Below are 25,519 nucleotides of genomic sequence, written 5' to 3' on the forward strand. Positions count from 1 at the left end.
GATGGATGAGATCCCTGTGTATAAAAAGGGCAGGAAGTCTGACTATGTTTTTTCGGGAAAAAGGATAAAGCGTGGACTCTACAGGCACTACGATGGGACAATAACAAATGCAGACATAAACGGAGCTGCAAATATCTTAAGAAAAGTATTCCCAAAGGTAACCCAATGGGATAGAGGCATAGTGGACATGCCCTGTTCTTTGGGATGCACTAAGCATCCCAAAGGTTCATGCCGCTCTGCGGCATAACAGAAACCTCTTCCGACGCAGAGTCGGTGGTGGTAGTTCATGAGGAGATGCATCCCTGGGGAGCAGGTGCTCCGACAGATGATGAGGATATCTATTTTAAGGTTGTAGACCTTAATGATGGGAGCATAGTTACTCTATTTAAAGGGCCTCAGCAGTTTTTTGATATTTATTGGAAATGATATAAAAATCCTATAAGAAAATTAGCACTCTACTTGACAGAGTGCTAATTTGGTGTTATACCATATATAGAACAAAGGAACAGAGAAGACCATAAGGACTTAGGTTCCCTAGATCTGAACCCTCCGTCCCAATGCTCAAAAATAAATGTTTTTGATGCAAAGGAGGAAAAAATTATGTTAGCACCTAGTATTTTTGAAGAAAATCTTTTTGACAATCTGTTCAATTTTCCGGATTTCAGAGAACTGAACAACATGGAGCGGAAGCTCTACGGACGTCACGCCGACAGGCTGATGAAGACTGATGTTAAGGAAGAGGATAACCAGTATGAAGTTAGTGTTGATCTTCCTGGTTTTGCCAAAGAGGATATTAACCTTGAACTGAATGACGGGTATCTTACAATCAGTGCTTCAAAGAACATGAACAATGACAAGAATGATAAGAAAGGACGTCTGATCAGGCAGGAGCGATACAGTGGCTCGATGCAGAGAAGCTTCTATGTAGGCGACCAGATCACAGAAGAGGACGTAAAGGCAGCCTTCCATCACGGAGTTCTGACACTTACCATTCCTAAGAAAGAACAGGAAAAGCTTCCTGAAAAGAAACATATCATGATAGCTTAAGAGCCAATAGGCTCCACATAATAAGAAAACTCCTAAAAGGCATCCCGAGACCAATCACCTCGGGATGTTTTTTGTATTATGATTTTCACGACAAATCAGAGCAAGAAATGTCGGGTAATACTAACACCATCGGATTAAACTGATACTATAAATATCAGGAAGAGGTAAGGATATATGAATAGACCAATTACAACATTATTTATGCTAATGTCTGTAGACGGAAAAATCAGCACCGGATCAACTGATAACATGGATGTAGACAGGGATTTTCCTGAAATGGAAGGACTAAATGAAGGACTTCATCAATATTATGAGATTGAACAGACTACAGATCTGTGGTCATTTAATACCGGGCGTGTACAGGAAAAGATGGGAGTCAATGAGAAACCTATGCCCGTTAAGACACCGGTTTCTTTTGTGATTTTTGACAATGCTCATCTCACTGAGCATACAAGATAGTATAGAAGAAAATGCGAATGATCTAGATTATGATGACGTCGTCAGGGCTGTAGAGTCTGTATGGGATAACAGATGCTATAATATGGATTTTGATGAAAGATTTACAGATATAGAAAACGCTATCGAATCAGTTAAAAATGATTTGGAGTATAGCATAAATCACATCACCGACGATTAACCTATATATGTCGTAATATTTGAAAGAGCAATTAAGCGGAGGCATTTATATATGGAAGAATATTGTGGAAACTGCCATTCTCCACTCAAAAAGGATCAGAATTATTGCCCATACTGTGGAACAAAGCGAGGCGAAGGAAAATTTGATCCATTTGATAATGAGATTACATGTGTATATGGTCCTCCGGTAACGGTTAAATATAAATGTAACTCTTGTGGTAAGAAATGGACAGTTAAAACCTTAGGTGGTGATAACAGTAAATATTGTCCTGAATGCGGCAAATCACCTATAACGAAGGTTAGTGAAGAATTTGGAATGTTTTAAGATTTAGAAAATGGTCCAATGGACATTAATTGTCCATTGGGTTTTATAAACTATAGCCATAAAGAGGTATAAAGGAAATAATAAGGTAGGGTAAAAAATGTACCATCCAATCAAAGAAAAGAATATGCAGGCTTTAGCGACCTATCAGAGGCAGTTATGGAAGAATCCTAAGCTCACCTTTTTATTTTTTGAACTAACGGACAGATGTAATCTGAACTGCATACATTGCGGAAGCAGCTGCTTAAATACCAATGCGACATACCTTGATTTTGAAGTGATTAGTAGGACTTTAAAGGAAGTATCTGAGCGGTATGATCCAAAGCAAATTATGATATGCGTTACCGGCGGAGAACCTATGCTTCATCCGGATTTTATTAAGGTTATTGCAGTGTCCCATGATCTTGGCTTCCCGATAGGGATAACTACAAACGGAACGCTGATTGATGACAAAATGGCTGAGAATCTTAAAAAAGCTGGTCTGGATACGGTAGCGATTAGTATTGATGGCTTAGAAGCAGCACATGATGCTTTTAGGAGGAGCCCCGGTGCATTCAGGAAAGCAATGCAGGGAGTAAAAGCATTGAAGCGTGTAGGAATAGAGCCGCAGGCGCTTACTGTTATCCATAAAAACAATTTTGATCAGCTAGAAGATATTTATAACTTTGTTAAAGCAGAGGACTTTTATTCGTGGCGTGTTGTAAATATGGATCCTATAGGCAGGGCAAAAGAGCATGAAGATTTACTTCTTGATGGAGAACAGCTCAGAGGATTATACGATTTTATCCATGAAAAACGCTTTGATCCTGACAATGATATGGATGTTACATATGGCTGTTCACATTTTGTCACATATGAGTATGAAAATGAGCTTCGCGACTACTACTTTCAGTGTGGAGCCGGTACAAAAATAGCGAGCATCCGAGCTAATGGCGATATTGTTGCTTGTCTTGATATTGAAAGAAGACCGGATCTTGTGCAGGGGAATGCATATAAGGACAGTTTCTGTGCTGTATGGGAGATTAGATTCGAGAGATTCAGAAGTGATCATACCGCGAAAAGTGCCGTTTGTAAGGATTGTCCACATAAAGGTGTTTGCATGGGAGATTCTGCACATACCTGGGATTATGATGCAAATGAACCGCTGTATTGTGTTTCAAAAATGATAGACGATATTGCGGAATGACTATACAGATACCCAAAACCGATAATTATTATTTTTGCTGCTAACGAGTGATGAACTCATCAGTAAGGGAAGGTGAAATATGCAGTTATCTTTACCAATTACAGAAAAAGAATACTATCTGTTTGTGAATAAAAAGGAAATTTATGACAAAGCACAAGAGCTAGGAGAAAGACAAGTCATTTTATTTGAAAAAGACAAGTTTGATGCTGATGATGTAACAGCACTTAATAATTCTGATAAGCAGGTAGTTTTTGCGTTCTTTTGTGATAAAGATGATGAAGTACTTCACCATCTAGTCTGCCAGTTGGAGCCATATACTCCATATTATTCACTAAAGGAAGATACTGTTTTTTATAACGAATTCAGATATGAGAGTATTGATGCAGTTGTAAGGAATCTCAAGGGTATTATTACAATTATTGAATATGATCTGAAAGATGATGGCCTCATTTCTACTACAGATTATAAAGATCGATGCGGCAATTGTCATTCGGAGTTAGAACCTGAAGACAAATATTGCAAATATTGCGGAACTAAGCGTGGTGAAGGGGCATTTAAGCCATATCGAAATGTCTCTTACGGATTGTATGGACCATGTGGAACATATTTTTATAAATGCCATCATTGCGGGAAAATATTTGAGTACTGGACTATTGGCTCAAGTGATGTAAAGCATTGTCCTTCCTGTGGAAGCGAGGTTGAGGATACAGATTATAAGGAAGATAAGTAATTAAAATATATAATGATGTAGGTTTATGAAGGATGTGGTCAGATTGGCTACATCCTTTTTTGAATATACAGTCTGCTATCTTATATGTCAATGATTTTCTTATATTGTTTTGTGGCTATACTTGGTATATAATTTAGTCACAAAGGAGGTGCACGTTATGCAGATAGTTCCAATGAGAGATTTAAAAAACACTGTAGAAATAGAACGCAGATGTGCTGAATCAAATGAGCCTGTCTTTGTTACCAAAAATGGATATGGCCGGCTTGTTGTGATGGATATAGATTATTATGAACGTACTATGAGAAAGATTGATGAGGCTTCTCTTGTCAACAGGGGGATTTCAGACTACGAGAACGGCCGGACTGTCGATGGAAGGAAATCTTTGAAGAAGCTGAGGGAAAAACATGGTCTTTGAAGGATATGATTACGATTTTACCGAAATTGCAGAAGCTGATATCGATGAGACCCTTTCGTATATCGAAGATGATTTAGCAAATCCAGATGCAGCGGCTGCATTTGCAGATACTCTTGAAGATAAGCTTGAAGAAATATGCAAGAATCCCAAAACAGGGCGACCTATCGAGAATCCTTTCTTAAAGCGTGATGATGTTCGCAGATTCCTTGTTGATAACTACATTGCCTACTACATTATTGACGATGAAAATGCAAGGGTTGTCGTTCTTAGAGTGGTTTATGGTAAACGTGATCAGGATAAGATTTTGAAGGATTTATGACACCGCAGTCCTTGCTATATAGCACATAATATATCTAAAAATCGGAGATGCTCATATTGAACACCTCCGATTTTACCGTTTTATTTAACCTTTACACTCTTAGATTTGCTCCACTTGGAGTATATCTTTTCTCCGCCAGATTTCTTATATGTTCGGATTCTGACATAGTATTTTTTCTTAGACGTAAGTTTCTTTATAGTCTTTGATGTCCTCTTAGTCTTGCCAATATTAACAGTCTTAACATCTTTCTTAAAAGACTTATCTGTACTGTACTGAATTTCATAACCCTTGATGTCTTTAGCGGTCAGCTTTTTCCATGAAATCGTAATGGATTTCTTACCTGCCCTTAAGCTTTGAAATAGAAGTACTTTTCTGTTTTTTGTTGATATTCTCAGCCTTTTCTTCCGCATTTTTTGCTGCAGTGGAATCTTCAGCTGTTACCTGCTTTGAAGAATCTGTTGCTGTATCAGTTGGCTTTGTCTGTTCTGTAGGGTCAGTTGGTTTAGCTGGATCTGCAGGGTCTGTAGGCGTTGTCGGATCTGTAGGTGTTGAAGGTTCAGGTGAAGAACTACCGGATTTATTCTTCCATTCAGCTTTGATTGTTATATCGGCTGTTACTGTAATGCTTTCGCCAAAAAAGGCTTGAAATATGTGTATTTATTATAGGAAGAAGAACAGATGCCTGAAGATAGTTTATTAGATGAAAAAATAAGGAATCAATGGAATTCGATAAAAGAGACAATCCGAAAAGAATGTGGGCTATCTCCAATAGTATACGGAACCTGGATAGAGCCTCTTATTTTTGAGAAATACGAGTCAGAAACAGCTTATATCCTAATTCCACATAACAACAGGATGGCAATTGACTATATTAACAAACGATTTAATGCTTTTTTCGTAGTTGCCATCTCCGAAGTAATTGGAATTGACTCCTTACAGGTTGTATATATCATATCCGACGATGTTGCTAATGCTATCACTCAGGAGAAGAGAAGTGAGGAGCACAGGATACAACAAGGAGCCCGTCTAAAAAGCAAATCTACCTTTGATAGCTTTGTTGTCGGTGACAGTAACAGATTTGCCTATAGTGCGGCAGTAGCGGTAGCTGAGGATCCCGGGAATGCATATAATCCTTTGTTTTTATATGGTGGTCCAGGCTTGGGAAAGACACATTTACTGCAAGCTATAGGTAATTATATTCTTCATAATACGCCTGAAAAAACGGTATTGTATGTGACATCTGAGGAATTTACCAATGAGGTCGTCGATCACATCATGAAGGGTATTCCTGAAAAACTACGTGACAAATACAGGAATGTTGATGTTCTTATGGTCGATGACGTGCAGTTTATTATTGGAAAAAACAGTACTCAGCTAGAGTTCTTTCATACATTTAATTCTTTATATCAGGAAGGGAAGCAAATCGTACTCTCATCTGACCGTCATCCCAAAGAAATTGAGAATTTAGATGAGAGAATCAGATCCAGGTTTGAAATGGGATTAACATCGGACATACAGACACCTGATTATGAGACCAGGATGGCTATACTTCGCAGATTGCAGGAAGGAAATCCCATCAAGGTTGATGACAATGTTCTTGAATACATTGCTACCGGAGTTGTGTCTAATGTCAGAGAACTAGAAGGCGCATTTACAAAGATAGTAGCTTATTCGAGACTAAATAAGCTTAGTCATATAGGTGAAGAAGAAGCAAAAATAGCACTTCGTGATGATATAGGTAACACACGGGCAAGGGATATTCCTGCAGCAAAAATAATTGAGACTGTCGCAGAACAATACAATGTCAGTGTTGATGCACTTGTTTCAAAAAAAAGAAGTAATGATATTGTCCTCCCGAGACAGCTATCTATGTACCTGATCAGGGAGTACACGGATATGACACTGGAAGGAATAGGAAAATCATTAGGTGGCAGGGATCACTCTACAGTAAAAAGCAGTATAGACAGAATTGAAGAGATGCTAAGTCAGGATGCGGAACTAAGCAGAGTTATTGAGGTTATATGCATAAAGCTAAACCTCAGCAAAAGGTAAATTATGGATTCGGGAATAATAACTTCGCCACATGAAATGGAATATACTTTTGATAATTTTGACGTTGATCGGAGAAATTATTTCGCCTATCTGGCTGCAAAGGAGATATCTGAAACAACGGAAGCTCTATATAATCCATTCTTTATATATGGCGGAAAATATGATGGGAAAACACATTTGCTCAAGGCGATGGAAAATGAACTATGTCAGAATTATAAGGAGCTTAAAGTCATATACACAACTGCCACAGATTATTGCAACGAAATGATAGAAGCCATACAAATGGATAAAATGGATGTTTTTAGAAAGAAATATCGCATGGCAGATGTGTTTCTTATGGATGATTTGGAAAGATTGGAGGGTTTAAAACTTATTCAATCCGAATTTTTCTGGACTTTCGAGGAATTATATCTCAAGAGGAAGCAGATTATATTTTCTGCTGACAGACACCCAAGGGGATTAGTAAGTCTGGATAGCTTATTTCGAAAACGATTGGAAATGGGTCTTGTAATCGGACTTAGGTCGTAGCACATTTATCCTTATGCCCAACATAAATAGTGATTAATATTTCAAAAATGAAGAAAGCACAATATGAATATGACAAGATATGTTGAAACCATTGATTGCTTAGTTGCAAATCCACAGAGAAAGGGATTTCCGGGATGCCTGAAATTTTGGCTACCCAAGTATATTGTAAAAAGTATTCGTGTTCGGATTAAGGATACTGATAAATGAAAAAGGTAATATCCACTTTATTTTGAAAGGAAAAGCCTATGGGAAAAACAAATTACGAAAAAGAATTAGTGGAATTGAAGGATACAGTTAAAAATTATCAATTGAAATAGCTAAGCTTCAGTTGAAGGAGAAAGAACAGGATCTACTACTGAATAATATCACGGATGAAATATTACAACACCTAAAAGAGCATGATGGTCTTCGTGAATAATTCGATGGTACTTTTTAAAAAATGTTTTGTGGTGGACAAGTTGCGTCCACCACTTTTTTTATACTTAATGAGGATATTTACGGTTTAAAAGTATAGTGAGTGCTAAAAATGATCGATGATGTTATTCTTGAAAAACTAAATGACAAGCAGAGAGAAGCTGTTTTTGCAACTGAAGGATATGTAAGAGTAATTGCTGGTGCCGGGAGTGGGAAGACCAAGCTTTTGGTCAGCAGATATGCGTATCTTGTTCAGGATTATGGTATTGATCCTGCAAATATATTGTGTATTACATTTACTAATAAAGCTGCAGGAGAGATGAAAAAAAGAATCCGCAGCCTTATTGGTGATGGAAATGATACAAGTCTGATATGCACCTATCATGGTTTCTGTAATAGGCTTCTGAGGGAGAATCCTGAAAAACTGTTTCTGAATAAGCAGTTTCAGATAATTGACAGCTATCAGCAGAAAGCAATATTGACTGATATATATCAGAAATTTGAACTGCAGCTGGATTATGCCAGCTTTGAATCTATGCTTCACAAACTGGGAAAGTTTAAGAGTAATACTGACTATGTTGATAGGATCTGTAATCCTGAGCCTTGCCAGATTATTGATAAAATCACTTCACAGGATGACGAAATACTTGAAGAGTTCATGCAACGCCAGAAAGCAACATATTCATTGGATTTTCATGACCTGATAGCGTTTGCCATTCATGTACTTGTGCATAACGATGATGTCAGAAAAAAGTGGCAAGAACGGCTCAACTATATAATGGTGGATGAATTTCAGGACAGCTCATCTGTTGAAATGCGTCTGATAGAGATTTTGTCAGAGCATTATCAGAATCTCCTTATTGTTGGAGATCCTGATCAGAACATTTATGAGTGGCGTGGATCCGACGTTAAATTATTGGTGGATTTTGAGAAGTCGCATGTTCCGACACAAACGATATTTTTGAATCAGAATTATAGGTCGACACCTGAAATACTAAAATGTGCCAACACCCTTATAGAAAAGAACGAGATACGCCTTAAGAAAGATCTGTTTACAAGAAATCCTAATGGTGCTGAGGTTGTTCATTACCATTCCAAGAATGATTTTGAAGAGATGGACCACATCGTTGAGCTTATAAAAGGGATAAAACAGGCAGAATCCTATAAATATTCTGATTTTGCAATTCTTTACAGGTCAGGATTTCTCTCACGAATAGCAGAGAAAAAGTTAGTTGAAAAGAATATTCCTTATGAAATCTTAGGTGGAGTGCGCTTTTACCAACGTATGGAAATACTTGATATATTAGCATATCTTAAGCTGATAGCTTTTGATGATGACATTTCCTTTAAAAGGATTATCAACACTCCTCGGAGACGATTTGGAAGGTCAAAACTTAGTCATCTTGAAAGTATCAGGGATGCAGTCCGTATGAGAAAGGGACAGGATTTAATGCTTATTTATTACCCCTTCCTTGTTGCAGGACTAATCCAAATGACTTTTATGATACAGATGTGATCAATAGATCTTTTGAAAAATATGGGAAAGTGTACACTTCAAATATAAGTTATCTTTATTCACCTATTCTTTCTAAAGAAGCAGATAAAACGCCTATAATATCGAAAATGTATGTTGATCGACGCCCGGAAACATATAATTGTTTTCAAGCGGGTTTCTTCACGTGGTTTAATCAGCAGAATGTAGTATATAACCCATTTGAGCGCATAAAGAAGTTCTTCCGTATTATGCCTGCAGAGTATGACTCTTATGATATGGTTGACTGCTTTTTATTCGCAAAATATATGTCTATCATAGGCAAGGGCATTTTCTCACTGTCAGAAAACGATGTTAACACCTTACATTACGTGGACAGTATCCGTGATTCGGATATGACACTGCTCGCAATATGCTTCACATGGATAATGCAGGGCTTCGAAGAGCCCAGTGATGCTATCAGCGCAGACTGCCTTGGACACAACATCCGGCCTGTAATGCAAAGAAATTTACGGTCATATACTCTGGAAGATATTACTTGTGTAGGTGGTGTACGTTTTTACGAAATTGGCGAATCTGAAGCAGATAAAGTTTATCTTAAACTTTTCATCATGTCAGATATGATAGATGACCTATGGATCCAGTTCAAGAAATCAGCAACGTCTACAGGCGGAGTATATATATCTGATCCATGGAACACACTAATAATCCCGACATATCAGGTATTGTATCTGAAACATGAAGATATGTATGAAATAAGGAAATGCTAGCTGTTACTCTGTTGGAATTGACGAGGTAGGGCTAAAGTGTTATATTGTAACTAGAAAATAGTTGCAAGAGGAATTGCTGTGCCAAAGAAATCAAAATTACTAGAAAAATTACTGTCAAAACCCGCACCGACAAGTTTTACAATAAGAGAACTGGACGCACTTATGAAGCAATGTGGCTGCGAAAAGTTCGAGGGCGGAAGAGGATCAGGAATAGGCTATTATCATGTTGAAACCAAGCGCATCCTCCAATTTGACGGTCCACACCCAGGCAATGAGCTGTACAGGTATCATGTAAAGATGGTCATAGCATTTCTAAAGGAAGTAGGTGAGATAGAATGATAAGTTCACTGATGGAATACAACGGATATCATGCAAAGGTAGAATTTGACCAGGAAGATCAGATTTTTATCGGTCATGTTCTCGGAATCAATGATTCTCTGAACTTTCATGGAGAATCGGTAAAAGAGCTTACCCAGTCAATGCATGACTGCATAGATAATTACCTGGATTACTGCAAAAAGATTGGTAAAGAGCCTGAGCGTGAGTTTAAAGGCTCCTTCAATGTCCGTATTAAACCCGAACAGCACAAGAAAATTGCATTATATGCTGCCAATGAAGGAATCACAATAAACCAGTTTGTATCCAGAGCTATTGATGATGAACTGGACATCCTAGAAGGTTAGCCCAAAGACGCAATATTTTTGTTAATTCGCCGATTCGAGAACTGATAACTAAAGATGGATTTTATAATGGAAAGGCCTTGATGACAAGGCTTTTCTTTATTTGTTTCAACTATTAAGATATAAGGGTATGAAACCTTTTCTGAGCAAATTAGATATGATGAGTTTAAAAAAGTTGTGGAGAAAATTAGGACATTATAATCTGTAGAAGTGATTCATTTCGCTGATTAGATTTCAGTTAAAACTGACTAAGACAAACTAAAGATTTAGGGGCTGAACTAAGTGATAACTATTAAAGAATCAACATATGATGATATCAAGAATATACAAAACCTGTGGGCAGATGAAGACGTCATGCAGTATATCTGGCCAGGAGGATTGCATGAGACAGGGGAAGCAGTACGAGAATGGTTAGATAGATTCATATCTGCAAGACCAAAGCAAAATCATTATTCAATTTTTGAAGATGGCAAATACTGCGGTGAGACTCAATATCGTATTGATTCGGAAACTAAAAATGCTTCTTTGGATATTAAGTTATTTGAATTTGCCAGGGGCCGAGGGATTGCAACGCAGGCGCTACTATACTCTATTCAAGAAGCTTTTAAACAAGGAGCTGAAAATCTGTGGGTTGATCCCCATCCAGCTAATGCCAAGGCAATAAATTTGTACCGTAAGTTGGGATTTATTCAGAAAGAAATGCCTGAGTATGTTATTGCTTTAGGAGAAGATCCTTCTCTTTATATTTACATGGAACTGGGTAAAAAAGAATTCAATGATAAGTTTGAAAAATCTTGCGGGGCAATAGTATACACTATAGACGGTGGAGTAATAAAATATCTTTTAGTTGAGGAGATGAGCGGATCTCACAGCTTTCCAAAAGGACATATGGAAGAAGGCGAGACTGAAATAGAAACTGCGCTTCGTGAAATAAAGGAAGAAACAAATCTGAAAGTCGAGTTAGACACTGAATTTAGAGCAAGCGAACAGTATACGCTTTCAGAAAAACCTGGAGTGACAAAGCAGGTAGTTTATTTCCTTGCTAAGTATAAAGACTCATCTCCGAGCATAACAAGACCAGACGAGGTCAAAGCTCTGAAGATTCTTAAACTTGAAGATGCTATCAATACCATAGAGTATGATAACAAAAAAGAGATGCTTAAAAAGGCTGATAGCTATCTTAAGAATAAGGCAGAGAATACTTTTTAAATTTCAGTATATATGACAATAGAGAGGTTGATATGAATTTTCTATTTGTAGCACTTGGTGGTGCCTTGGGTGCAGTAGCGCGATATGCAATAAGTCTGATTCCTGTTAAGACTTATTTTCCGATATTAACTCTGATTACAAATATCCTCGGTGCCATACTAATTGGATTCGTTGTTGGAATTACCAGTAACCGAGAAAGTGTATCTGATAATACCATTCTTTTCTGGAAGACAGGGGTGTGTGGAGGTTTTACCACATTCTCTACATTTTCCCTTGAAGCTTTTAATTTGTTTGAGAAGAAACAATATATGAATGGCGGATTATATGTGGTACTGAGTTGTTGTTGCTGCATATTTGGAATTCTATGCGGAAAGAAACTTGCGACGATAATAAAACTTTGAATTTCAGGATAATGAAATAAGCAAATCGGGATTAGTGGAGTAGAACATGGATAAAAAAAGGGCTTTGTCTGGCGCCATAATATTTATAACCCTGATGGGAATCGTAAGTCTGTTTTCGGACATGACTCATGAAGGCGCCAGAAGCATATTGGGCGAATATCTGAACCTCGCAGGGGCATCCGCTACAACCATCGGATTTGTGTCCGGTATAGGAGAATTGTGCGGGTATTCACTAAGGCTCATATCCGGATTTATAGCAGATAAAACGAAGAAATACTGGACATTTGTTATCACAGGCTATGTAATACAGGCTCTGGCGATTCCTGCACTGGCACTCGTACCTGAACATGGCTGGATTTGGGCCTGCGGTCTTGTGATCCTGGAGCGTATCGGAAAAGCGATAAAAAAGCCTGCCAAAAACACATTGGTAAGCTTTGCGGCAAGCGAGATCGGAACCGGAAAAGGCTTTGCCTATCAGGAGTTTCTGGATCAGCTTGGCGCGTTTCTCGGACCGGTACTGCTTTTTGTAACAGCTCTTGTAAAAGGTACAGACGACCTTTTTACAACATATAGAATCTCTTTTGCGATACTGCTTGTTCCTGCAATGATCACCATAGCTCTTGTTTTGACAGCAAAGATAAGATACCCTGATCCGGAGATCTTTGAAAAGCAGGAAGATAAACCGGCAAGCTTTGAATTCAGGAAGTCATTTGTTCTGTTCATGGCGGCCATCTGCTTTTTTGCTTTTGGCTTTGCAGACTTCACCCTGATCACACTTCATTCGGCTAATACCGGAGCATTTAATGAATCCATGCTCAGCCTGCTATATGCTGGGGCAATGGCTGTGGATGCCTTTGCTGCACTATTCTTTGGCTGGCTTTATGATAAGGTCGGGCTGAAGGCTCTGATCATTTCCACACTATGCAGCACATTCTTCTCATATTTTGTTTTTATGACTGGAAATGCCTGGTTGATCGGAGCTGGGATAATTCTGTGGGGGATTGGAATGGGTGCGCAGGAAAGTATTATGAAAGCAGCTGTCAGCGGAATCGTCCCGCGTTCCATGCGAAGCACCGGTTTCGGAATATTTGAGACAGGATTTGGTATTGCGTGGTTTCTGGGCAGTTGGCTTCTCGGTGCCCTGTATGATTTGAATCCTGTGTATCTTGTCACTGTGTCTGTGGTATCACAGTTTCTGGCGATTGCATTTTATGTTTTATGCCTCCGGTGCAATAAGACAGAGTGCTAACAATTCCAGTTTGCTGGAATGAGCATTATATCCGAATTTTATGTTCTATTGGTGCTAAGGGAATTCCGGGGTCAAGCTTCATATGCGCAAGAATTACTTCGTTTACGCCAGGAAGGATCATTTCTCATGTTAGAAGAGGTCCTTGTTAATTATGGCAGTCTGCTCAAAGCGTTATCAAAGATATTTACGCAGATATCAGCCATTTGTTTTTCGTCTTCCTGCATCCCATCCCTGAACCAGCTTATGAGTATTTGTAAAATGGCAGCTTCGGCAGCAAGTCTGAGATACTTCTTTTCTGGGTCAGCTGTAGGATAGAGCCGCTCTGAGACCGCTTTTTCAAGAAAGAGTTCATTCTGAAGAATTCCGGCTTGGTCAAACAGAGATATTATATCTTTATCGTTTTTGACAGCCCGAAAAATATCTTCGAACCACAGATGTGGGTTTTCGTGCAGTTCGGGCTTTTCGCTGATCTCCGCTATACGCTTTATTATTTCATCCCCAAGCTCATGCAGGATATCTTCTTTATCTGTATAGTTTCGATAGAACGCCGTCCTTGATACTCCTGCACGGCGTACTATCTCGCTGATGGTGATCTTCTCATAAGGGTGTTCGCTCATTAGATGCATAAGCGAAAGCTGCAGACACTCTCTTGTCAGCTGATTGGACTCCTTATTATTCATCCTCAGAACTTCTTTTTTTTGCATTTCTGTTAAAGATTCTTTTGAGCTTTTCATTTTTTCTCCCTCTCGACGTTACAAAAAATGCAAGAATGTAACATCGGTTCACTTAAACGAAATATTGTCATGTCCGATGGTAGAGCCATTGTTATTAATATGCTGTGGCGTTACACTTGTTACATCAGAATAATTGTAGCATCGTTTGGGGAGGCATAACAAGTATGGAATTAGCAAAAAACATTTCTCACAAAGTACAAAGACAGGCTTTTAGCATACTGATTGACAGGTTCCTTGCAAATCTCGATAAAACGGAGAACAGGACTGCTACTTATCTTAAGCTTGTTGACCAGGCAGAGAAATTCTGGGGTAAAGATGGAGCCAGAAAAGAAAGCCTTGATAAAGTAAGAGCGGCATTTAAAGATCCGGATAACAGATGGGTTAAGTTTTTGAATAAAGTAATAGATGAGACAGATCCGCATGTTGCAAAGATGATGATGCTCAATCTTGGCTATGAGGCATTTTTCAGAGGCACAAAAATGATCAGGGCAAACAGGGAAAAATACGGATGCAATATCCCATGGCTTATTCTTTTTGACCCTACAAGCGCCTGCAATATGCACTGTGCGGGATGCTGGTCAGGTACTTATGGACCTAAGCACAATCTGTCTTTTGAAGATATGGACAAAATCGTTACCCAGGGAAAAGAGCTGGGAGTATATCTTTACATGATGACAGGAGGAGAACCTCTTGTAAGGAAGAAAGATATCTTGAAACTGGCAGAAAAGCACAATGATGTTGAGTTCTCTATCTATACCAATTCAACACTTATTGATGAGGATTTCTGTAAAGAAGTTGTAAGGCTTGGAAATCTCACATTCCAGCTTTCTATCGAGGGAACTCCTGAGACTAATGACGCAAGACGTGGCCTTGGTCATTATGATGCAGTAATGAATGCCATGGATCTACTCAAAAAGTACGGAATAGTTTATGGAACTTCCATCTGCTATACAAGAAACAACATCGAGGCAGTGACTGATCCCAAGTTCATCGAGTTCATTGCTGAAAAAGGTGCTAGATTCGGATTTTTCTTCCACTACATGCCGGTTGGAAACAATGCTGTTCCTGAGCTTATGCCTACAGTAGAGCAGCGAAAGAAGATGGTGGATCAGATAAGGTTCCTTAGAAGCGTCAAATGTGACCTGGGATTCTTCCCTATGGACTTCCAGAATGATGGTGAAGCTGTCGGTGGCTGCATCGCAGGCGGAAGAAACTATTTCCACATCAATTCAAGTGGAGATGCTGAACCATGCGTATTTGTCCACTTCTCCAACACCAATATACATACACATTCAATACTTGAGATGCTTCAAAGTCCTCTTTTCATGGAATACCATAAGGGCCAGCCTTTCAATAAGAACCATTTAAGACCGTGCCCTATGCTTGAAAATCCGGCTCTTTTAAGGGATATGGTCGAAAGATCAGAAGCTCATGGTACAAATGAAGAATCCGAAGAAAGTGTTGAGCATCTGTGTGCAAAGTGTGATGATTACGCAAAAGAGTGGGCGCCTGTAGCTGACGATATCTGGGCCGGACAGAAACACTATAAGAAGGCATATGAGAATTATGCAAAAAAGGATGAAAAGCCTCTAAACATAGTTGCATTTAAGCACAAACCCAGACAGCATCACTTTAAACATAAGAGAGCTTAAATGCCTCGAATTTTATAGTATTGTTGTTTCATTTACCCTGTCGAATAAAGTTTTATACTTTTCTTTTTCTGATGCAAGGCAGGTTTACAATGATCGGATGTCCCAAACCGGATGAGGGAGATTACACTGAGAAACTGACAGAAGTTATCAGTAACAAGGACATAAGGGATGTTACTATTGCAAGGATGGAAATGCCATGCTGCGTCGGTCTATGGTGTTCCGATGACTCATATAGCGTCGGAACACTTTTTTTATGTTCTAATGGTGCTCCGTGAATCCCTGGTTCAAGTCCCGTATGCGCATAAGTTAGCAATGCCGGAATACTAGAAGTCGCCTTTATCGATTTGTTATTTATTATTTATCGTATTTTAACATAATAATGTTAGAATGAAGTGTGAGTATCTAAAGCAAAGAACAAACAATAAGGCGAGTGTATCATGAAATCAAAAAGGATCCATACTACTATCAGCATAGCCCTCCTTTTCCTGGTAATCTATCTGGGAGTCTTTTTGACGCCTGTTTATGCCTCGTCTGATTCTCCTGCTACAGAATTTACAGTCGGTGTGCCTGTAGACAGATGTCCTATGTTTTACATTGATAAAGACAACGGCAAGATTGCAGGAATCGGCGTTGATCTTATGGAATCCGCTGCCAAAGAAGCTGGTTTCAATGTCGCATTCAAAGCTATAAGTGAATCAAATCTTAAGGAAGCCCTTGATAGTACTGAGTACGATCTTGTTATGCCCTTTGGAAGTGCTGTTTCAAGTGCATCTGGTCAAGCGACCATCGTATCTGACAATCTCATCCAGACCCCATTTACCCTTGTGACTACAGATAAGCACTCTATTTCTGACATAAATACCATCAGAGTAGGCATGCTAAAATCACAGGGCGGAGTAGCAGAAACTGTAAAGCAGTTATACCCTGGAATAACGATAAACCTTTACAATTCCATGGCTGATTGCATTAAAGCGCTTAGAAATGAAGAGGTAGATGCACTTTTACATAACTCATATGCGTGGAGCTATGTGCTTCAAAAGCCATCCTATAATGATCTTAAAGTACAGCCTTCTGCCATGTTTTCAATGGATTTTCGTGCCGGAACTCTTGAAACCCCAGAGGGAAAAAAACGAATTGAACTTCTGAACGAAGGAATTGCAGCTATTCCTGAAACCAAAAAACAGGCTATAGCCCTTGATTACACTACCAGAGATCTTTATGTATATACTTTTGAAGACTATCTCTACCAATATAAATACTTCCTTATTATTGGGACTATCCTTTTTGCTGCTCTTGTTATAATGCTTGTCCTAAGACAGAAAGCATATTTTGAAGAGCAGAAGGAAAAGATGCGGATAATGGAGGATATCGATCCTCTCACTGGTGTGCTCAGCCACAATGGATTCCGTAAAAAAGTTGAGGAACTACTCACTAACAACCCTGATACACCGTATACGATATCCTATAACAACATAAAAGACTTTAAGTTCATCAACGACAGCTTTGGCTGGAAGGCCGGAGATGAGCTGTTAAAATTTTGGACTGAGAGAAGCCTTGAAGTACTTACCGATAAAGAAGCTATAGGAAGGTATGATGGAGATCATTTTGTTATCCTTCGATGTATTGGCGGCAATGAACAGATTCTTCAGGATGAAAAATATATTTTGACTCCTGTTCGCAATTATTTTAGCGATCGTGGAAAAGACTTTGTTGTAAGGCTCTGCTCTGGTATTTATGTTCTTATGCCTGATGACTATAAAGACATAAACGTGGATAAGATGCTTGATTATGCCCGCATTGCAGAAAGAAAAGTCAGAGAATCCAAGAAAGAAGGATTTGAGTTTTATAACCCAAAGCAGTGGGACATGGGAAGGAAAAGTGCCGGTATCGCAAGTCGCCTTCCTGCAGCTATTGAGTCTGGGGAAATACAAGTATGGTATCAGCCACAGGTCAACTATAAGACTGGGATGATAACTGGTGCAGAGGCTCTTTGCCGCTGGAAAAGCAAGAAGGATGGAAACATTTCTCCGGGAGAATTTATTCCGGTTTTGGAAGATGCTGGGCTTATCTATGATCTTGACTGTCACGTTTGGGACACTGTGTGTAAGGATTTGAAGCGATGGAATGATCAGGGCAGACAACTGTGTGTATCAGTAAACCTATCAAGACTTGATATAGTAAAGAACCCTGATGTAGCCGACCACTTTAATACATTAAAAGAGTTCTATAACCTATTGCCTGGTCAACTTCGTATTGAGATAACGGAAAGCGCATATGTCGAAAACTCCGATACCATCATCAAAACAACAACCAAACTTCGTGAAGCAGGCTTTGAAGTTGAAATGGACGACTTTGGAAGTGGTTACTCATCACTGAATATGTTAAAAGAAGTTATCCTTGATCGCATAAAGCTTGATCTTCGATTTATTACCGGTTCAGGTGACCAAAAGATGGGTCGGACAATACTTAGCTACATGGTCCAGATGATCCATGCTATTGGAACTTCTATTATCGCAGAAGGTGTTGAGACACTGGAACAGGCTGATTTCCTCGGAAGTCTTGGATGTGAGGAAATGCAGGGATATTATTTCTACAAGCCTATGCCGGTAGATGAGTTTGAAGAATTAACGGCATATCCAACAAAGAAATAAAGCCAATAAAGAACGATGTCAGACAGGGGGTTCACTTCCCGCTGGAACGCGCTGCTAACGCAAATATCATTGCACAAAATTCCTCTTTTCTGACATGAATGTCATATCTGTGAAGAGGCGCAAAATTTCAGGGTAACCGCAACATTATGACACTTTTGTCATTGGTGTTGCGTTTGTTTTATGCTATGATTTTGTTCGGTTTTTATCACCTACAACAGAGCTAAATGCCACTCCCAGTACCATTATAATGATGTCATCCAAAGGGCCTGGGGCAAGATCCGGCGAAAAAACATACAAAATCGTCAAAGCTATTATTATTTTTTTCAATATCTGCTCATTCATAAAGTGCCCAACTGAATAATAACGAAATCTTTTCTCGCTGATGAATTTGTTTACCAGTAACGCTGACGAAAAAGTTTACCACCTGTATTAATTTACTTCCTATTATAATCTTCTTCAAGGCTCTTGTTGAACAAAATCATGTCGCAGCCGTTTTCTATGGCAGTCGGTATGGCAATATTTCTGGGCATTGCACTGGTAAATCCTACCATGGGAGTGGCATCTGTGGTTATAAGGCCATTAAAGCCAAGACGTTTTCTGAGAAGACCTCCAAGAAGTTCCTTAGAAAGAGATGCCGGCATCAACATGCTTCTTCTGTCAGCATTATTGTTAATCTCTTTTACATAAGCCGGCTGGGCAATATGGCCCACCATTACAGTCTTTGCTCCCTTGTCTATATATCAAACTCTCTTCTTCCAAAGTATTAAGCAAAGTATTTCCTGAGAAAATACGCCGGGCCACAGCTCCAGGCATGACAATAACTGTTTACAATGGTTCCTCCGTAAGGTGACTCGTCCGGATTTTCGGGATTATACAGCTCCCAAAAGGTGTCTGCACCGTTTTTGATCATTCCGCCCCAGTACTGTCTCATAAGATTGTGAGCGTCTTCTTTCCTGCCAAGCTTAATAAGTGCATCTATATAGTTGTGATACATATAAGGAGTAACCATTTTAACAGCACCGTCGCAGCCATTTAGTCTTTCCAAAAGCCTGAGTGCAGCACTACCTTCAACGGCATTTCCAAGTATCATCCATATCTGAGATGCAAAGGAGATCTGTCTGTCTTTCCCGCTTACGTACATGCCCATTTTTTCATCATATAAAAAAGTATTGGCTGCATCCTTTACTTTGTTGTAAAGATCAGCATACTCTTCCTCTGAGAGCACATCTCCGACCTGCTCGGCAAGCTCAATTGCTGCCTCCAGCGCGTACAGGAATATCCCCTGCGCACTTGCCTGTTTATTCAGCTCCAGATTCCAGTCCACAAAGCACCAGCCAAGAACGTCAAGGTCCTTTACTACATAGTGTTGGTCAAGGCCCTCTCTGGCAAGACTGATCTGTCTGCGGCATACCTGCCACAGATCCTCCAGCGCCTCCTGGTCACCTGTCTTTCTGTAATAATCCCTGAGAATGACCACAAAAAACAGAGAATAGTCAAACATACAGGTGTCGTCTACTTCAGGCTCAGGCTCCAAAAATACGCAGGCTCCGACTCTTCCATTCTCCTGAGTAAGCGCACCGAACAGGTATAGGCAGGATTTGACCATATCATTCATTCTGTAGGTTTCATAATTGGCCAGAGCCTGTATCCTAAGATCTCCTATCCACAGCCTTCTGTCTCTTTTAGGTCCATCCTCAAACACTGTCTGCATGCAATCTTTGAGAGTTTTTACAGCCACCTTGTCCATCTCTCTGTCCAAGGAATCTGCCGTCTCATAGGGTAAAAGATCCGTATCTCTGGCAGAAGTGACGGCCTTGGCCCAAGCTTCGGAAATCTGAAGGTCAAATCTTGAACTGATATCCATAACCTCAATCCTTACAAATCTGAATGAATATCGTCTGTCAAAGTCCAGCCTTCCGGGGACCACATCCACCTTTACCAGCTCTTCCTGGATCCATGATGCGCTTACCCAGCCACTGTATTCTGATGCATCCTCAAACAACTCTACTTCTCTTTCGGCAAAGCGTACTCTTAAGAGCACCGGAGCATCTGCATGAGCTCCTATGTTCTTAAAATCAAGAGAAAGATATCCAACCAGATGTCCGCCAAAGTCAAGGATGACCTCATCACCTTTTTTTAGTGACATAGTCCTGAAATCCCGGAGACTTTTTTTCTTTATTCCCTTGCCGTCCCTTGTAATACTTACTGTTTCGGCTACAGCAATCTCTTTTTCATTTAACCTTGGGAAAAGAGCCGTTGCTTTTTTCAATAATCTTAAGTCTTTCATACTTTCAATAATCTCTTTATCAAATCATTGTTGTTCAGGTAAATAAGGAAAACAACCAGCAATACTGCATTTATAATTGACTGCATCGTTGCATTCACTGAGTTTGAGAATACAGCAAAAGTAGAATTTAAAAGTGACATGCAAACAGCCGCCAGGAGAAAGCCAATCTTCTCGTTTGTGAATCTGCCGATATATCCTGCGATAAACATAGGGAGAAATGCTGTAAACATGATGGCTATACTGCCAAAATTGAGCTGTCCTCCATTTATTGTCGTATTTCTGGCCGCATTAAGTGTTCCCACTATACCCATCAGGCCTCCACTGATCCCATAACAGATCAGAGTGTTTTTTACCTCATTGATACCTGTAGCCACAGCCACCTTCTGTCCCGACTTAAGTGCGTTGTAGTCATATCCAAAGGCCGTTTTATCAAAAGTAATTATCATAAATGCAAGGACTGCCGCTATTATCAATGCTGCATAGACCCAGGTTCCTGTAAGAGCGGACATTGAAGGATTTTGAACTTCACTCATAACATATTTGCCACCGGTTATTGTGTACATAATTCCCTCATACACTAGCGTTACTCCCAGTGAGACTATGATGGGAGGCAGTCTTAATGTGCAATATGTAAGACCCGATATTAGTCCAAGTATCACTCCTGCAACAAGGGATATACAAAGCATCAGCGGTGCAGAGCCATTTCCCCCGGAGAGAATCCCATAGGTTATTTTTGCCCCTATGATAGATGACAGACCGGCCATTGATCCCAGGGAGAAATCAAATCTTCCGCTGTTCAGATTTATGGAAAGAGCCATGGTTGTGATCATCACAATAGCTGTATAAACTATGAAATTGTCAAAGCTTTTCATATTTGAAATCACACTCTGTCCATTTAACAGGCAAAGAGTCTGCAAAACCACAAGGGTTACAACCGGCATGGCCAGTGCGTTTACGATTCTCTTCGGGGTACTCATAGCTAATCTCCTTATTACTCTGTATTACTTACTCTCTACAAGGCTCTTTACATCCTGATAGGTGACCTGACTTCCGATAATGCTATCAAGTGTCTCTTTGCTGTAGATGGGTGAATCACCGTTGTCATTGACAAAATACTCATCGAAGGTTGCCTTGTCTGTTGCTACCAGATAGCCCTGATTGAGCGATACAGCATTTCCATCATCATTTCTGATAAGATTTCCGTCAATCGCATTTGAAATCAGCGCAAATACAGGTCCGATAGATGATGAATACTTACCTGCAAGATATTTAAGACTTCCACTCTCCATTGACTGACTGTTCATGGCAGTAAAGGAATCAATATCGGCAAAAGGTATATTTTCCTGTGAAAGTGTCTGTGCAAAGAATGTAGTTGCCATTCCAACTGAAAGGAATGCCTCGGGAGCCTTCTGAATAGCTGCACCAAGCTCATCTGTTGTTGTATCGCCATATCCCTGAAGGTATGCAACAAGTTCAACATCGCCTGAAACCTTTGAAAGATCAATTCCCTGATCCTGGAAAATCTGTCCCACGATCGCTCCCATGTCATTTGCTCCGCCGTAGGTACAACCAAGTCCCGTAAGAATACCGGCTGCTCTGAAAACGTGCATAGGATTTGGAATGAAAGCGCCATAGAGAGCCACCTTCTTTACTCCCTGATTTTTAAAATACTCGCCCATAGCTTTTCCTGCCTCAAATTCAGTGGCATTTGAAGGTCCGATCTGGCAAACGAAGTGCTCATAACCTTTGTATTTTTCATACTGCTCGTCATCAAGAACTCCTGAAGCTATTGCATAGTAAAGGCCATACTGCTCGCAGGTCTCAATCTGCTGTGCTCTGTCGCTGCTGGATAAAGAGATAACTGCGTCATATCCCTTTGATGCAAATTTTTCAATAGCGGCCTTCTCGTCTTCAGCGCTTGCCAGCGCATCAGTGTAATCAAAGGTAACATCATAGTTTTCCTGAATATACTTCTCATAGTAATTTCTAAATCCCAGGGCTTTCTCACCGCTGACATCTGCTACAAGCACTCCGATTTTCTTGGCTTTGCCGGAAGGCTGAGTAGTTGTTTCAGCTTCCTGTGCAGGTGCTGCGTTATCAGCACTGCCCTGTGCAGCAGGTGCTGAATTTCCGCATCCTGCCATCACCGTCATGGCCCCGGCCATGATAAGTCCGATCACTTTTGTAAGTTTTTTGTTCATAATATTTTCCTCCTTTATCTTGGTAACAGTGCTGTCCTGTAATTCATGCTGGTTACATAAACCACCGCCAGGAAAAAGACTGCACTGATCACCTGTGTGATGCCGTATGCTGCGCTGCTGTCTATGACTATCTCAAGAATGTCATTCAGCAAAATATATGAGAAGCCACCGATCAGTGCCGCGTAAATCTTACTTCTTGCACCTCCTGAGATTGGCATTCCTCCGAAAACGATCGCAATAAAGATATTCATTCCTATACTTGATGCTGTTGTAGTAGTAACCGATGGGGTATAGCAAAGTGTCAAAAATGCTCCGAGGCCGATTCCAATTCCCGCCATCACAAAGGCCAGGATCGTATATTTACTTGCCTTTATTCCTGTAAGCTCTGCACAAATTGGATTTCCGCCCACAAATTTCATCCTTCTTCCGGCCTTCGTAAACTGGAATACAAAGAAGCAAATGGCAAAAAAGGCTATTAAAAGCATTGCCTTAAAACCTATGTTGCCAAAGGGCTTTACAACTTCGCTGGGAATACTTATTCCGCCAAGAGCTCCTCCATAACTTGTGATGATCTGTGCCGAGAGAGCGGAAAGAACCGACATCATGGCAACAGTTGTCACGAAGGGAGGTATATGAAAAACCGAGGCTAAAACCGAATTCAGCAGTGAAGCTGTGATACCCACTGCGAATATCGCGACGATCATCAAAATAAGGCTTTGAGTCTTGTTATAGGTCATGACCCCCATAGTGGCTGCAAAGAGCGTTGATGCTCCAAGGCTTATATCAAAGGTGCCAAGGGTATAAATGAAGATCGCCCCAGTAGCAACCACCGCAAGAACAAGAGCCTCATTAAATACTATTTCCAGGTACATATCCAGCCTGTAACCATTTATGCTTACCACCACCAGAAATGCTGCAAACAAAACCAGTAAAGCGGCAATGGGAAGTAAGGATATGATTTTTTGTTTTATGTTGGTTTTTCTTTTATCTGTCATCTCTTTTACCTTCCTCAGATCATGTAGCTTATAATGTCTCCCTCGCTGAGGGTACTGCTTCTCTTAAACTCTCTTGTGATCTCTCCGTCCTTCATAATGAGTACTCTGTCACTCATACCTATCAGCTCCGGCAGCTCCTCGCTTATCATAAGTATTGCCTTGCCTTCATTTTTGAGCTTTACCATGAGCTGATACATCGCCTGCTTGACTCCGATATCCACGCCTCTTGTGGGGCAATCCAGGATCAGTATCTCGCTTCCGCAGCCTATCCATTTACCAAAGACAACCTTCTGCTTATTACCACCCGAAAGCTGACCTACCGCCTGATCCATATCTGAACATTTGATCTTAAGTTCATCCACCTGTTTTTTTACATATTTTTTCTCACCGGATGAAGTAACAAGGTTTATTTTGTTTTTAAAGATATTCATTCCGGCGATAGCAATGTTGTCTTTTATACTGGCATCGAGACAAAGCGATTTCTGATCTCTGTCTTTCGACACATATCCGATCTTTTGCCCCATTGCATTGTGAGGGCTGAGTATCTCTTTTCCACTACCGCAGATAACATACCCCGAATCAAGCTTTAGCGCTCCGAAAAGGGCTTCACCCAGATCATGCATTCCGCTGCTCGCAAGGCCACCGACTCCCACAATCTCTCCGCGGTGGAGCTCCAGAGAAACGTCCTTTAAATTATCTTTGTAGTTCAGGCTTTGAGCGCTGAGTACCACTTCATCAAGAGATGTACACTCCGTATCCGCCCTGTAATAATCACCTTTAAGCTCTCTTCCTATCATGCTGCTGCGGATGGCATCTGCATCAAATTCCTCTTTTTCAAAAGTCCTTATGATGTTTCCATCCCTGAGTACCGTCAACGTGTCACAGACTTCCATGATTTCGTCCAGATCATGAGATATAAAGATCACTGACTTTCCGTCATCCCTCATTTTTCTGATCAGACTGTACATGATCTGCCTTCCATCGTGGGACAGCGCAGTTGATGTCTCATCGATGATCAGAATATCCGGGTTTTTCATGATAACTTTGGCTATTTCAACCAGCTTTCTGTCCTGAAAGTCCAGCCTTCCCATCGCATCTCTTCCGCTGATGCCTGCTATCCCAACGCTTTTAAGAGCCTCATCTGCTTTTCTTTCCAGTTTGTTCTTGTCCACAAGGCCAAATTTGTTTTTAAAGCTCCCAAGTTCGGCAAGGAACATGTTTTCAGCCACCGATATTCCTCCAATGGTTCCGCTTTCCTGAACAACCATTCCAATGCCCTTGTTCAGTGCATCTATCATACTGGCCGGTTCCCATCTGTTTCCCTTAAAAAACATCTCTCCTTCATTTGCTTTCTGCATTCCGGCAGCTATTGAGGAAATAGTGGATTTTCCTGATCCGTTCTCACCGATCAGGCCTCTGATCTCGCCGGGATAAACTTCAAGGTCAACCTCGTTAAGAGCCACGACGCTTCCGAATCGTTTGCTGATATTCTTCATTTCAAGAACTGGTTTATTCATAACTGCCCATTCCTTTCTGTAACGGCGCTCTT

29 protein-coding genes and 2 pseudogenes are annotated in these 25,519 nt (G+C 40.2%); 23 read left to right on the forward strand and 8 right to left on the reverse strand.

Features of this window, described 5'->3' with window-relative positions; translation table 11 throughout:
• From G596_RS25265 to G596_RS0113260, 10 genes and pseudogenes are all read left to right on the forward strand, one after another.
• A pseudogene (locus G596_RS25265) lies at positions 1–247 on the forward strand (RNA-guided endonuclease InsQ/TnpB family protein); the annotation flags it as partial.
• A complete protein-coding gene (locus tag G596_RS0113225; protein ID WP_022762323.1) occupies positions 229–426 on the forward strand; it encodes a hypothetical protein in 198 nt (65 codons plus the stop codon). The pseudogene G596_RS25265 and the gene G596_RS0113225, both read left to right, overlap by 19 nt.
• 174 nt (positions 427–600) lie before the next feature.
• Positions 601–1,047, forward strand: a complete 447-nt coding sequence (locus G596_RS0113230) for an Hsp20/alpha crystallin family protein (RefSeq protein WP_022762324.1) — start codon at positions 601–603, stop codon at positions 1,045–1,047.
• A gap of 174 nt (positions 1,048–1,221) precedes the next feature.
• Positions 1,222–1,506, forward strand: a complete 285-nt coding sequence (locus tag G596_RS22180; protein WP_044928675.1) for a hypothetical protein — start codon at positions 1,222–1,224, stop codon at positions 1,504–1,506.
• Positions 1,478–1,684, forward strand: coding sequence for a hypothetical protein (locus tag G596_RS25415; RefSeq protein WP_196805814.1), 207 nt, complete (start codon positions 1,478–1,480; stop codon positions 1,682–1,684). Before G596_RS22180 ends, G596_RS25415 begins: the two co-directional genes overlap by 29 nt.
• 51 nt (positions 1,685–1,735) lie before the next feature.
• Positions 1,736–2,008, forward strand: a complete 273-nt coding sequence (locus tag G596_RS0113240; RefSeq protein WP_022762325.1) for a zinc-ribbon domain-containing protein — start codon at positions 1,736–1,738, stop codon at positions 2,006–2,008.
• Positions 2,009–2,105: 97 nt separating this feature from the next.
• A complete protein-coding gene (locus G596_RS0113245; protein WP_022762326.1) occupies positions 2,106–3,191 on the forward strand; it encodes a radical SAM/SPASM domain-containing protein in 1,086 nt (361 codons plus the stop codon).
• A 79-nt stretch (positions 3,192–3,270) separates the two neighbouring features.
• Entirely contained in the window at positions 3,271–3,921 is a 651-nt protein-coding gene (locus G596_RS0113250; protein WP_022762327.1) for a hypothetical protein, read from the forward strand.
• Positions 3,922–4,078: 157 nt separating this feature from the next.
• Positions 4,079–4,336 (forward strand): type II toxin-antitoxin system Phd/YefM family antitoxin, encoded by a 258-nt coding sequence (locus G596_RS0113255; RefSeq protein WP_022762328.1) that lies wholly within the window; start codon positions 4,079–4,081, stop codon positions 4,334–4,336.
• Positions 4,326–4,655, forward strand: a complete 330-nt coding sequence (locus G596_RS0113260) for a type II toxin-antitoxin system RelE/ParE family toxin (RefSeq protein ID WP_022762329.1) — start codon at positions 4,326–4,328, stop codon at positions 4,653–4,655. The genes G596_RS0113255 and G596_RS0113260 overlap by 11 nt, the downstream gene beginning before the upstream one ends.
• 80 nt (positions 4,656–4,735) lie before the next feature.
• Here the strand turns inward: G596_RS0113260 and G596_RS0113265 are convergent, their stop codons facing one another.
• Entirely contained in the window at positions 4,736–5,065 is a 330-nt protein-coding gene (locus G596_RS0113265; RefSeq protein WP_022762330.1) for a fibronectin type III domain-containing protein, read from the reverse strand.
• An 11-nt stretch (positions 5,066–5,076) separates the two neighbouring features.
• On the opposite strand from G596_RS0113265, the gene G596_RS25765 reads away from it, so the two are divergent.
• The 10 genes from G596_RS25765 (at position 5,077) to G596_RS0113325 (ending at position 13,450) form a co-directional block, all read left to right on the forward strand.
• Complete coding sequence (locus G596_RS25765; protein WP_155829278.1) at positions 5,077–5,301, forward strand: hypothetical protein; 225 nt, start codon at positions 5,077–5,079, stop codon at positions 5,299–5,301.
• Between the two features lie 32 nt (positions 5,302–5,333).
• Positions 5,334–6,707 (forward strand): chromosomal replication initiator protein DnaA, encoded by a 1,374-nt coding sequence (dnaA, locus tag G596_RS0113275; RefSeq protein ID WP_022762332.1) that lies wholly within the window; start codon positions 5,334–5,336, stop codon positions 6,705–6,707.
• Between the two features lie 3 nt (positions 6,708–6,710).
• On the forward strand, positions 6,711–7,235 hold the full coding sequence (locus G596_RS0113280) for a DnaA ATPase domain-containing protein (protein ID WP_022762333.1): 525 nt from the start codon (positions 6,711–6,713) through the stop codon (positions 7,233–7,235).
• A 526-nt stretch (positions 7,236–7,761) separates the two neighbouring features.
• Entirely contained in the window at positions 7,762–9,165 is a 1,404-nt protein-coding gene (locus G596_RS22185) for an ATP-dependent helicase (protein WP_049944867.1), read from the forward strand.
• A 107-nt stretch (positions 9,166–9,272) separates the two neighbouring features.
• Positions 9,273–9,911, forward strand: coding sequence for a hypothetical protein (locus G596_RS0113295; RefSeq protein WP_155829280.1), 639 nt, complete (start codon positions 9,273–9,275; stop codon positions 9,909–9,911).
• 78 nt (positions 9,912–9,989) lie between these two features.
• A complete protein-coding gene (locus G596_RS0113300) occupies positions 9,990–10,250 on the forward strand; it encodes a type II toxin-antitoxin system HicA family toxin (RefSeq protein WP_022762335.1) in 261 nt (86 codons plus the stop codon).
• 11 nt (positions 10,251–10,261) lie between these two features.
• The gene (locus tag G596_RS0113305; protein WP_196805226.1) at positions 10,262–10,594 is read left to right on the forward strand and encodes a type II toxin-antitoxin system HicB family antitoxin; all 333 of its coding nucleotides are present in this window, start codon (positions 10,262–10,264) and stop codon (positions 10,592–10,594) included.
• Positions 10,595–10,873: 279 nt separating this feature from the next.
• Positions 10,874–11,800: a GNAT family N-acetyltransferase gene (locus G596_RS23915; RefSeq protein WP_049944868.1), complete on the forward strand. Its 927-nt coding sequence runs from the start codon at positions 10,874–10,876 to the stop codon at positions 11,798–11,800.
• Positions 11,801–11,832: 32 nt separating this feature from the next.
• Positions 11,833–12,201: a fluoride efflux transporter CrcB gene (crcB, locus tag G596_RS0113320; protein ID WP_013282473.1), complete on the forward strand. Its 369-nt coding sequence runs from the start codon at positions 11,833–11,835 to the stop codon at positions 12,199–12,201.
• 46 nt (positions 12,202–12,247) lie between these two features.
• Entirely contained in the window at positions 12,248–13,450 is a 1,203-nt protein-coding gene (locus G596_RS0113325) for an MFS transporter (protein ID WP_013282474.1), read from the forward strand.
• Positions 13,451–13,599: 149 nt separating this feature from the next.
• Here G596_RS0113325 and G596_RS0113330 read toward each other — a convergent pair whose 3' ends face one another.
• Positions 13,600–14,184: a TetR/AcrR family transcriptional regulator gene (locus tag G596_RS0113330; RefSeq protein WP_013282475.1), complete on the reverse strand. Its 585-nt coding sequence runs from the start codon at positions 14,182–14,184 to the stop codon at positions 13,600–13,602.
• Positions 14,185–14,348: 164 nt separating this feature from the next.
• Between G596_RS0113330 and G596_RS22195 the strand changes: the two genes are divergently transcribed.
• From G596_RS22195 to G596_RS0113345, 3 genes and pseudogenes are all read left to right on the forward strand, one after another.
• Positions 14,349–15,836: a radical SAM protein gene (locus G596_RS22195; protein WP_013282476.1), complete on the forward strand. Its 1,488-nt coding sequence runs from the start codon at positions 14,349–14,351 to the stop codon at positions 15,834–15,836.
• Between the two features lie 83 nt (positions 15,837–15,919).
• Positions 15,920–16,048: pseudogene (locus tag G596_RS26100) on the forward strand (4Fe-4S ferredoxin); the annotation flags it as partial.
• 225 nt (positions 16,049–16,273) lie between these two features.
• Positions 16,274–18,487, forward strand: a complete 2,214-nt coding sequence (locus tag G596_RS0113345; protein WP_022762337.1) for an EAL domain-containing protein — start codon at positions 16,274–16,276, stop codon at positions 18,485–18,487.
• Positions 18,488–18,921: 434 nt separating this feature from the next.
• Here the strand turns inward: G596_RS0113345 and G596_RS0113350 are convergent, their stop codons facing one another.
• The 6 genes from G596_RS0113350 to G596_RS0113375 are packed head-to-tail and all read right to left on the reverse strand — an operon-like array spanning position 18,922 to position 25,487.
• Complete coding sequence (locus G596_RS0113350; RefSeq protein ID WP_278246766.1) at positions 18,922–19,224, reverse strand: glycoside hydrolase family 3 N-terminal domain-containing protein; 303 nt, start codon at positions 19,222–19,224, stop codon at positions 18,922–18,924.
• A 26-nt stretch (positions 19,225–19,250) separates the two neighbouring features.
• The gene (locus G596_RS0113355) at positions 19,251–20,774 is read right to left on the reverse strand and encodes an alpha-L-rhamnosidase-related protein (protein ID WP_022762339.1); all 1,524 of its coding nucleotides are present in this window, start codon (positions 20,772–20,774) and stop codon (positions 19,251–19,253) included.
• Complete coding sequence (locus tag G596_RS0113360; protein WP_022762340.1) at positions 20,771–21,751, reverse strand: ABC transporter permease; 981 nt, start codon at positions 21,749–21,751, stop codon at positions 20,771–20,773. Before G596_RS0113360 ends, G596_RS0113355 begins: the two co-directional genes overlap by 4 nt.
• A gap of 24 nt (positions 21,752–21,775) precedes the next feature.
• Positions 21,776–22,975, reverse strand: a complete 1,200-nt coding sequence (locus G596_RS0113365) for a substrate-binding domain-containing protein (protein WP_022762341.1) — start codon at positions 22,973–22,975, stop codon at positions 21,776–21,778.
• Positions 22,976–22,989: 14 nt separating this feature from the next.
• Positions 22,990–23,970: an ABC transporter permease gene (locus G596_RS0113370; RefSeq protein ID WP_022762342.1), complete on the reverse strand. Its 981-nt coding sequence runs from the start codon at positions 23,968–23,970 to the stop codon at positions 22,990–22,992.
• A gap of 14 nt (positions 23,971–23,984) precedes the next feature.
• On the reverse strand, positions 23,985–25,487 hold the full coding sequence (locus G596_RS0113375; protein ID WP_022762343.1) for a sugar ABC transporter ATP-binding protein: 1,503 nt from the start codon (positions 25,485–25,487) through the stop codon (positions 23,985–23,987).
• Between the last annotated feature and the right edge of the window lie 32 nt (positions 25,488–25,519).

The sequence above is a fragment of the Butyrivibrio sp. AD3002 genome (assembly GCF_000420905.1).
Lineage (GTDB): Bacteria > Bacillota > Clostridia > Lachnospirales > Lachnospiraceae > Butyrivibrio.

Coding starts and splice junctions, on each gene's coding strand:
- G596_RS0113225 (WP_022762323.1), top strand. CDS start 229: ATGCCGCTCTGCGGCATAACAGAAACCTCTTCCGACGCAGAGTCGGTG.
- G596_RS0113230 (WP_022762324.1), top strand. CDS start 601: ATGTTAGCACCTAGTATTTTTGAAGAAAATCTTTTTGACAATCTGTTC.
- G596_RS22180 (WP_044928675.1), top strand. CDS start 1,222: ATGAATAGACCAATTACAACATTATTTATGCTAATGTCTGTAGACGGA.
- G596_RS25415 (WP_196805814.1), top strand. CDS start 1,478: ATGCTCATCTCACTGAGCATACAAGATAGTATAGAAGAAAATGCGAAT.
- G596_RS0113240 (WP_022762325.1), top strand. CDS start 1,736: ATGGAAGAATATTGTGGAAACTGCCATTCTCCACTCAAAAAGGATCAG.
- G596_RS0113245 (WP_022762326.1), top strand. CDS start 2,106: ATGTACCATCCAATCAAAGAAAAGAATATGCAGGCTTTAGCGACCTAT.
- G596_RS0113250 (WP_022762327.1), top strand. CDS start 3,271: ATGCAGTTATCTTTACCAATTACAGAAAAAGAATACTATCTGTTTGTG.
- G596_RS0113255 (WP_022762328.1), top strand. CDS start 4,079: ATGCAGATAGTTCCAATGAGAGATTTAAAAAACACTGTAGAAATAGAA.
- G596_RS0113260 (WP_022762329.1), top strand. CDS start 4,326: ATGGTCTTTGAAGGATATGATTACGATTTTACCGAAATTGCAGAAGCT.
- G596_RS0113265 (WP_022762330.1), bottom strand. CDS start 5,065: ATGCGGAAGAAAAGGCTGAGAATATCAACAAAAAACAGAAAAGTACTT.
- dnaA (WP_022762332.1), top strand. CDS start 5,334: ATGCCTGAAGATAGTTTATTAGATGAAAAAATAAGGAATCAATGGAAT.
- G596_RS0113280 (WP_022762333.1), top strand. CDS start 6,711: ATGGATTCGGGAATAATAACTTCGCCACATGAAATGGAATATACTTTT.
- G596_RS22185 (WP_049944867.1), top strand. CDS start 7,762: ATGATCGATGATGTTATTCTTGAAAAACTAAATGACAAGCAGAGAGAA.
- G596_RS0113295 (WP_155829280.1), top strand. CDS start 9,273: ATGTATGTTGATCGACGCCCGGAAACATATAATTGTTTTCAAGCGGGT.
- G596_RS0113305 (WP_196805226.1), top strand. CDS start 10,262: ATGGAATACAACGGATATCATGCAAAGGTAGAATTTGACCAGGAAGAT.
- crcB (WP_013282473.1), top strand. CDS start 11,833: ATGAATTTTCTATTTGTAGCACTTGGTGGTGCCTTGGGTGCAGTAGCG.
- G596_RS0113325 (WP_013282474.1), top strand. CDS start 12,248: ATGGATAAAAAAAGGGCTTTGTCTGGCGCCATAATATTTATAACCCTG.
- G596_RS0113330 (WP_013282475.1), bottom strand. CDS start 14,184: ATGAAAAGCTCAAAAGAATCTTTAACAGAAATGCAAAAAAAAGAAGTT.
- G596_RS22195 (WP_013282476.1), top strand. CDS start 14,349: ATGGAATTAGCAAAAAACATTTCTCACAAAGTACAAAGACAGGCTTTT.
- G596_RS0113345 (WP_022762337.1), top strand. CDS start 16,274: ATGAAATCAAAAAGGATCCATACTACTATCAGCATAGCCCTCCTTTTC.
- G596_RS0113355 (WP_022762339.1), bottom strand. CDS start 20,774: ATGAAAGACTTAAGATTATTGAAAAAAGCAACGGCTCTTTTCCCAAGG.
- G596_RS0113360 (WP_022762340.1), bottom strand. CDS start 21,751: ATGAGTACCCCGAAGAGAATCGTAAACGCACTGGCCATGCCGGTTGTA.
- G596_RS0113365 (WP_022762341.1), bottom strand. CDS start 22,975: ATGAACAAAAAACTTACAAAAGTGATCGGACTTATCATGGCCGGGGCC.
- G596_RS0113370 (WP_022762342.1), bottom strand. CDS start 23,970: ATGACAGATAAAAGAAAAACCAACATAAAACAAAAAATCATATCCTTA.
- G596_RS0113375 (WP_022762343.1), bottom strand. CDS start 25,487: ATGAATAAACCAGTTCTTGAAATGAAGAATATCAGCAAACGATTCGGA.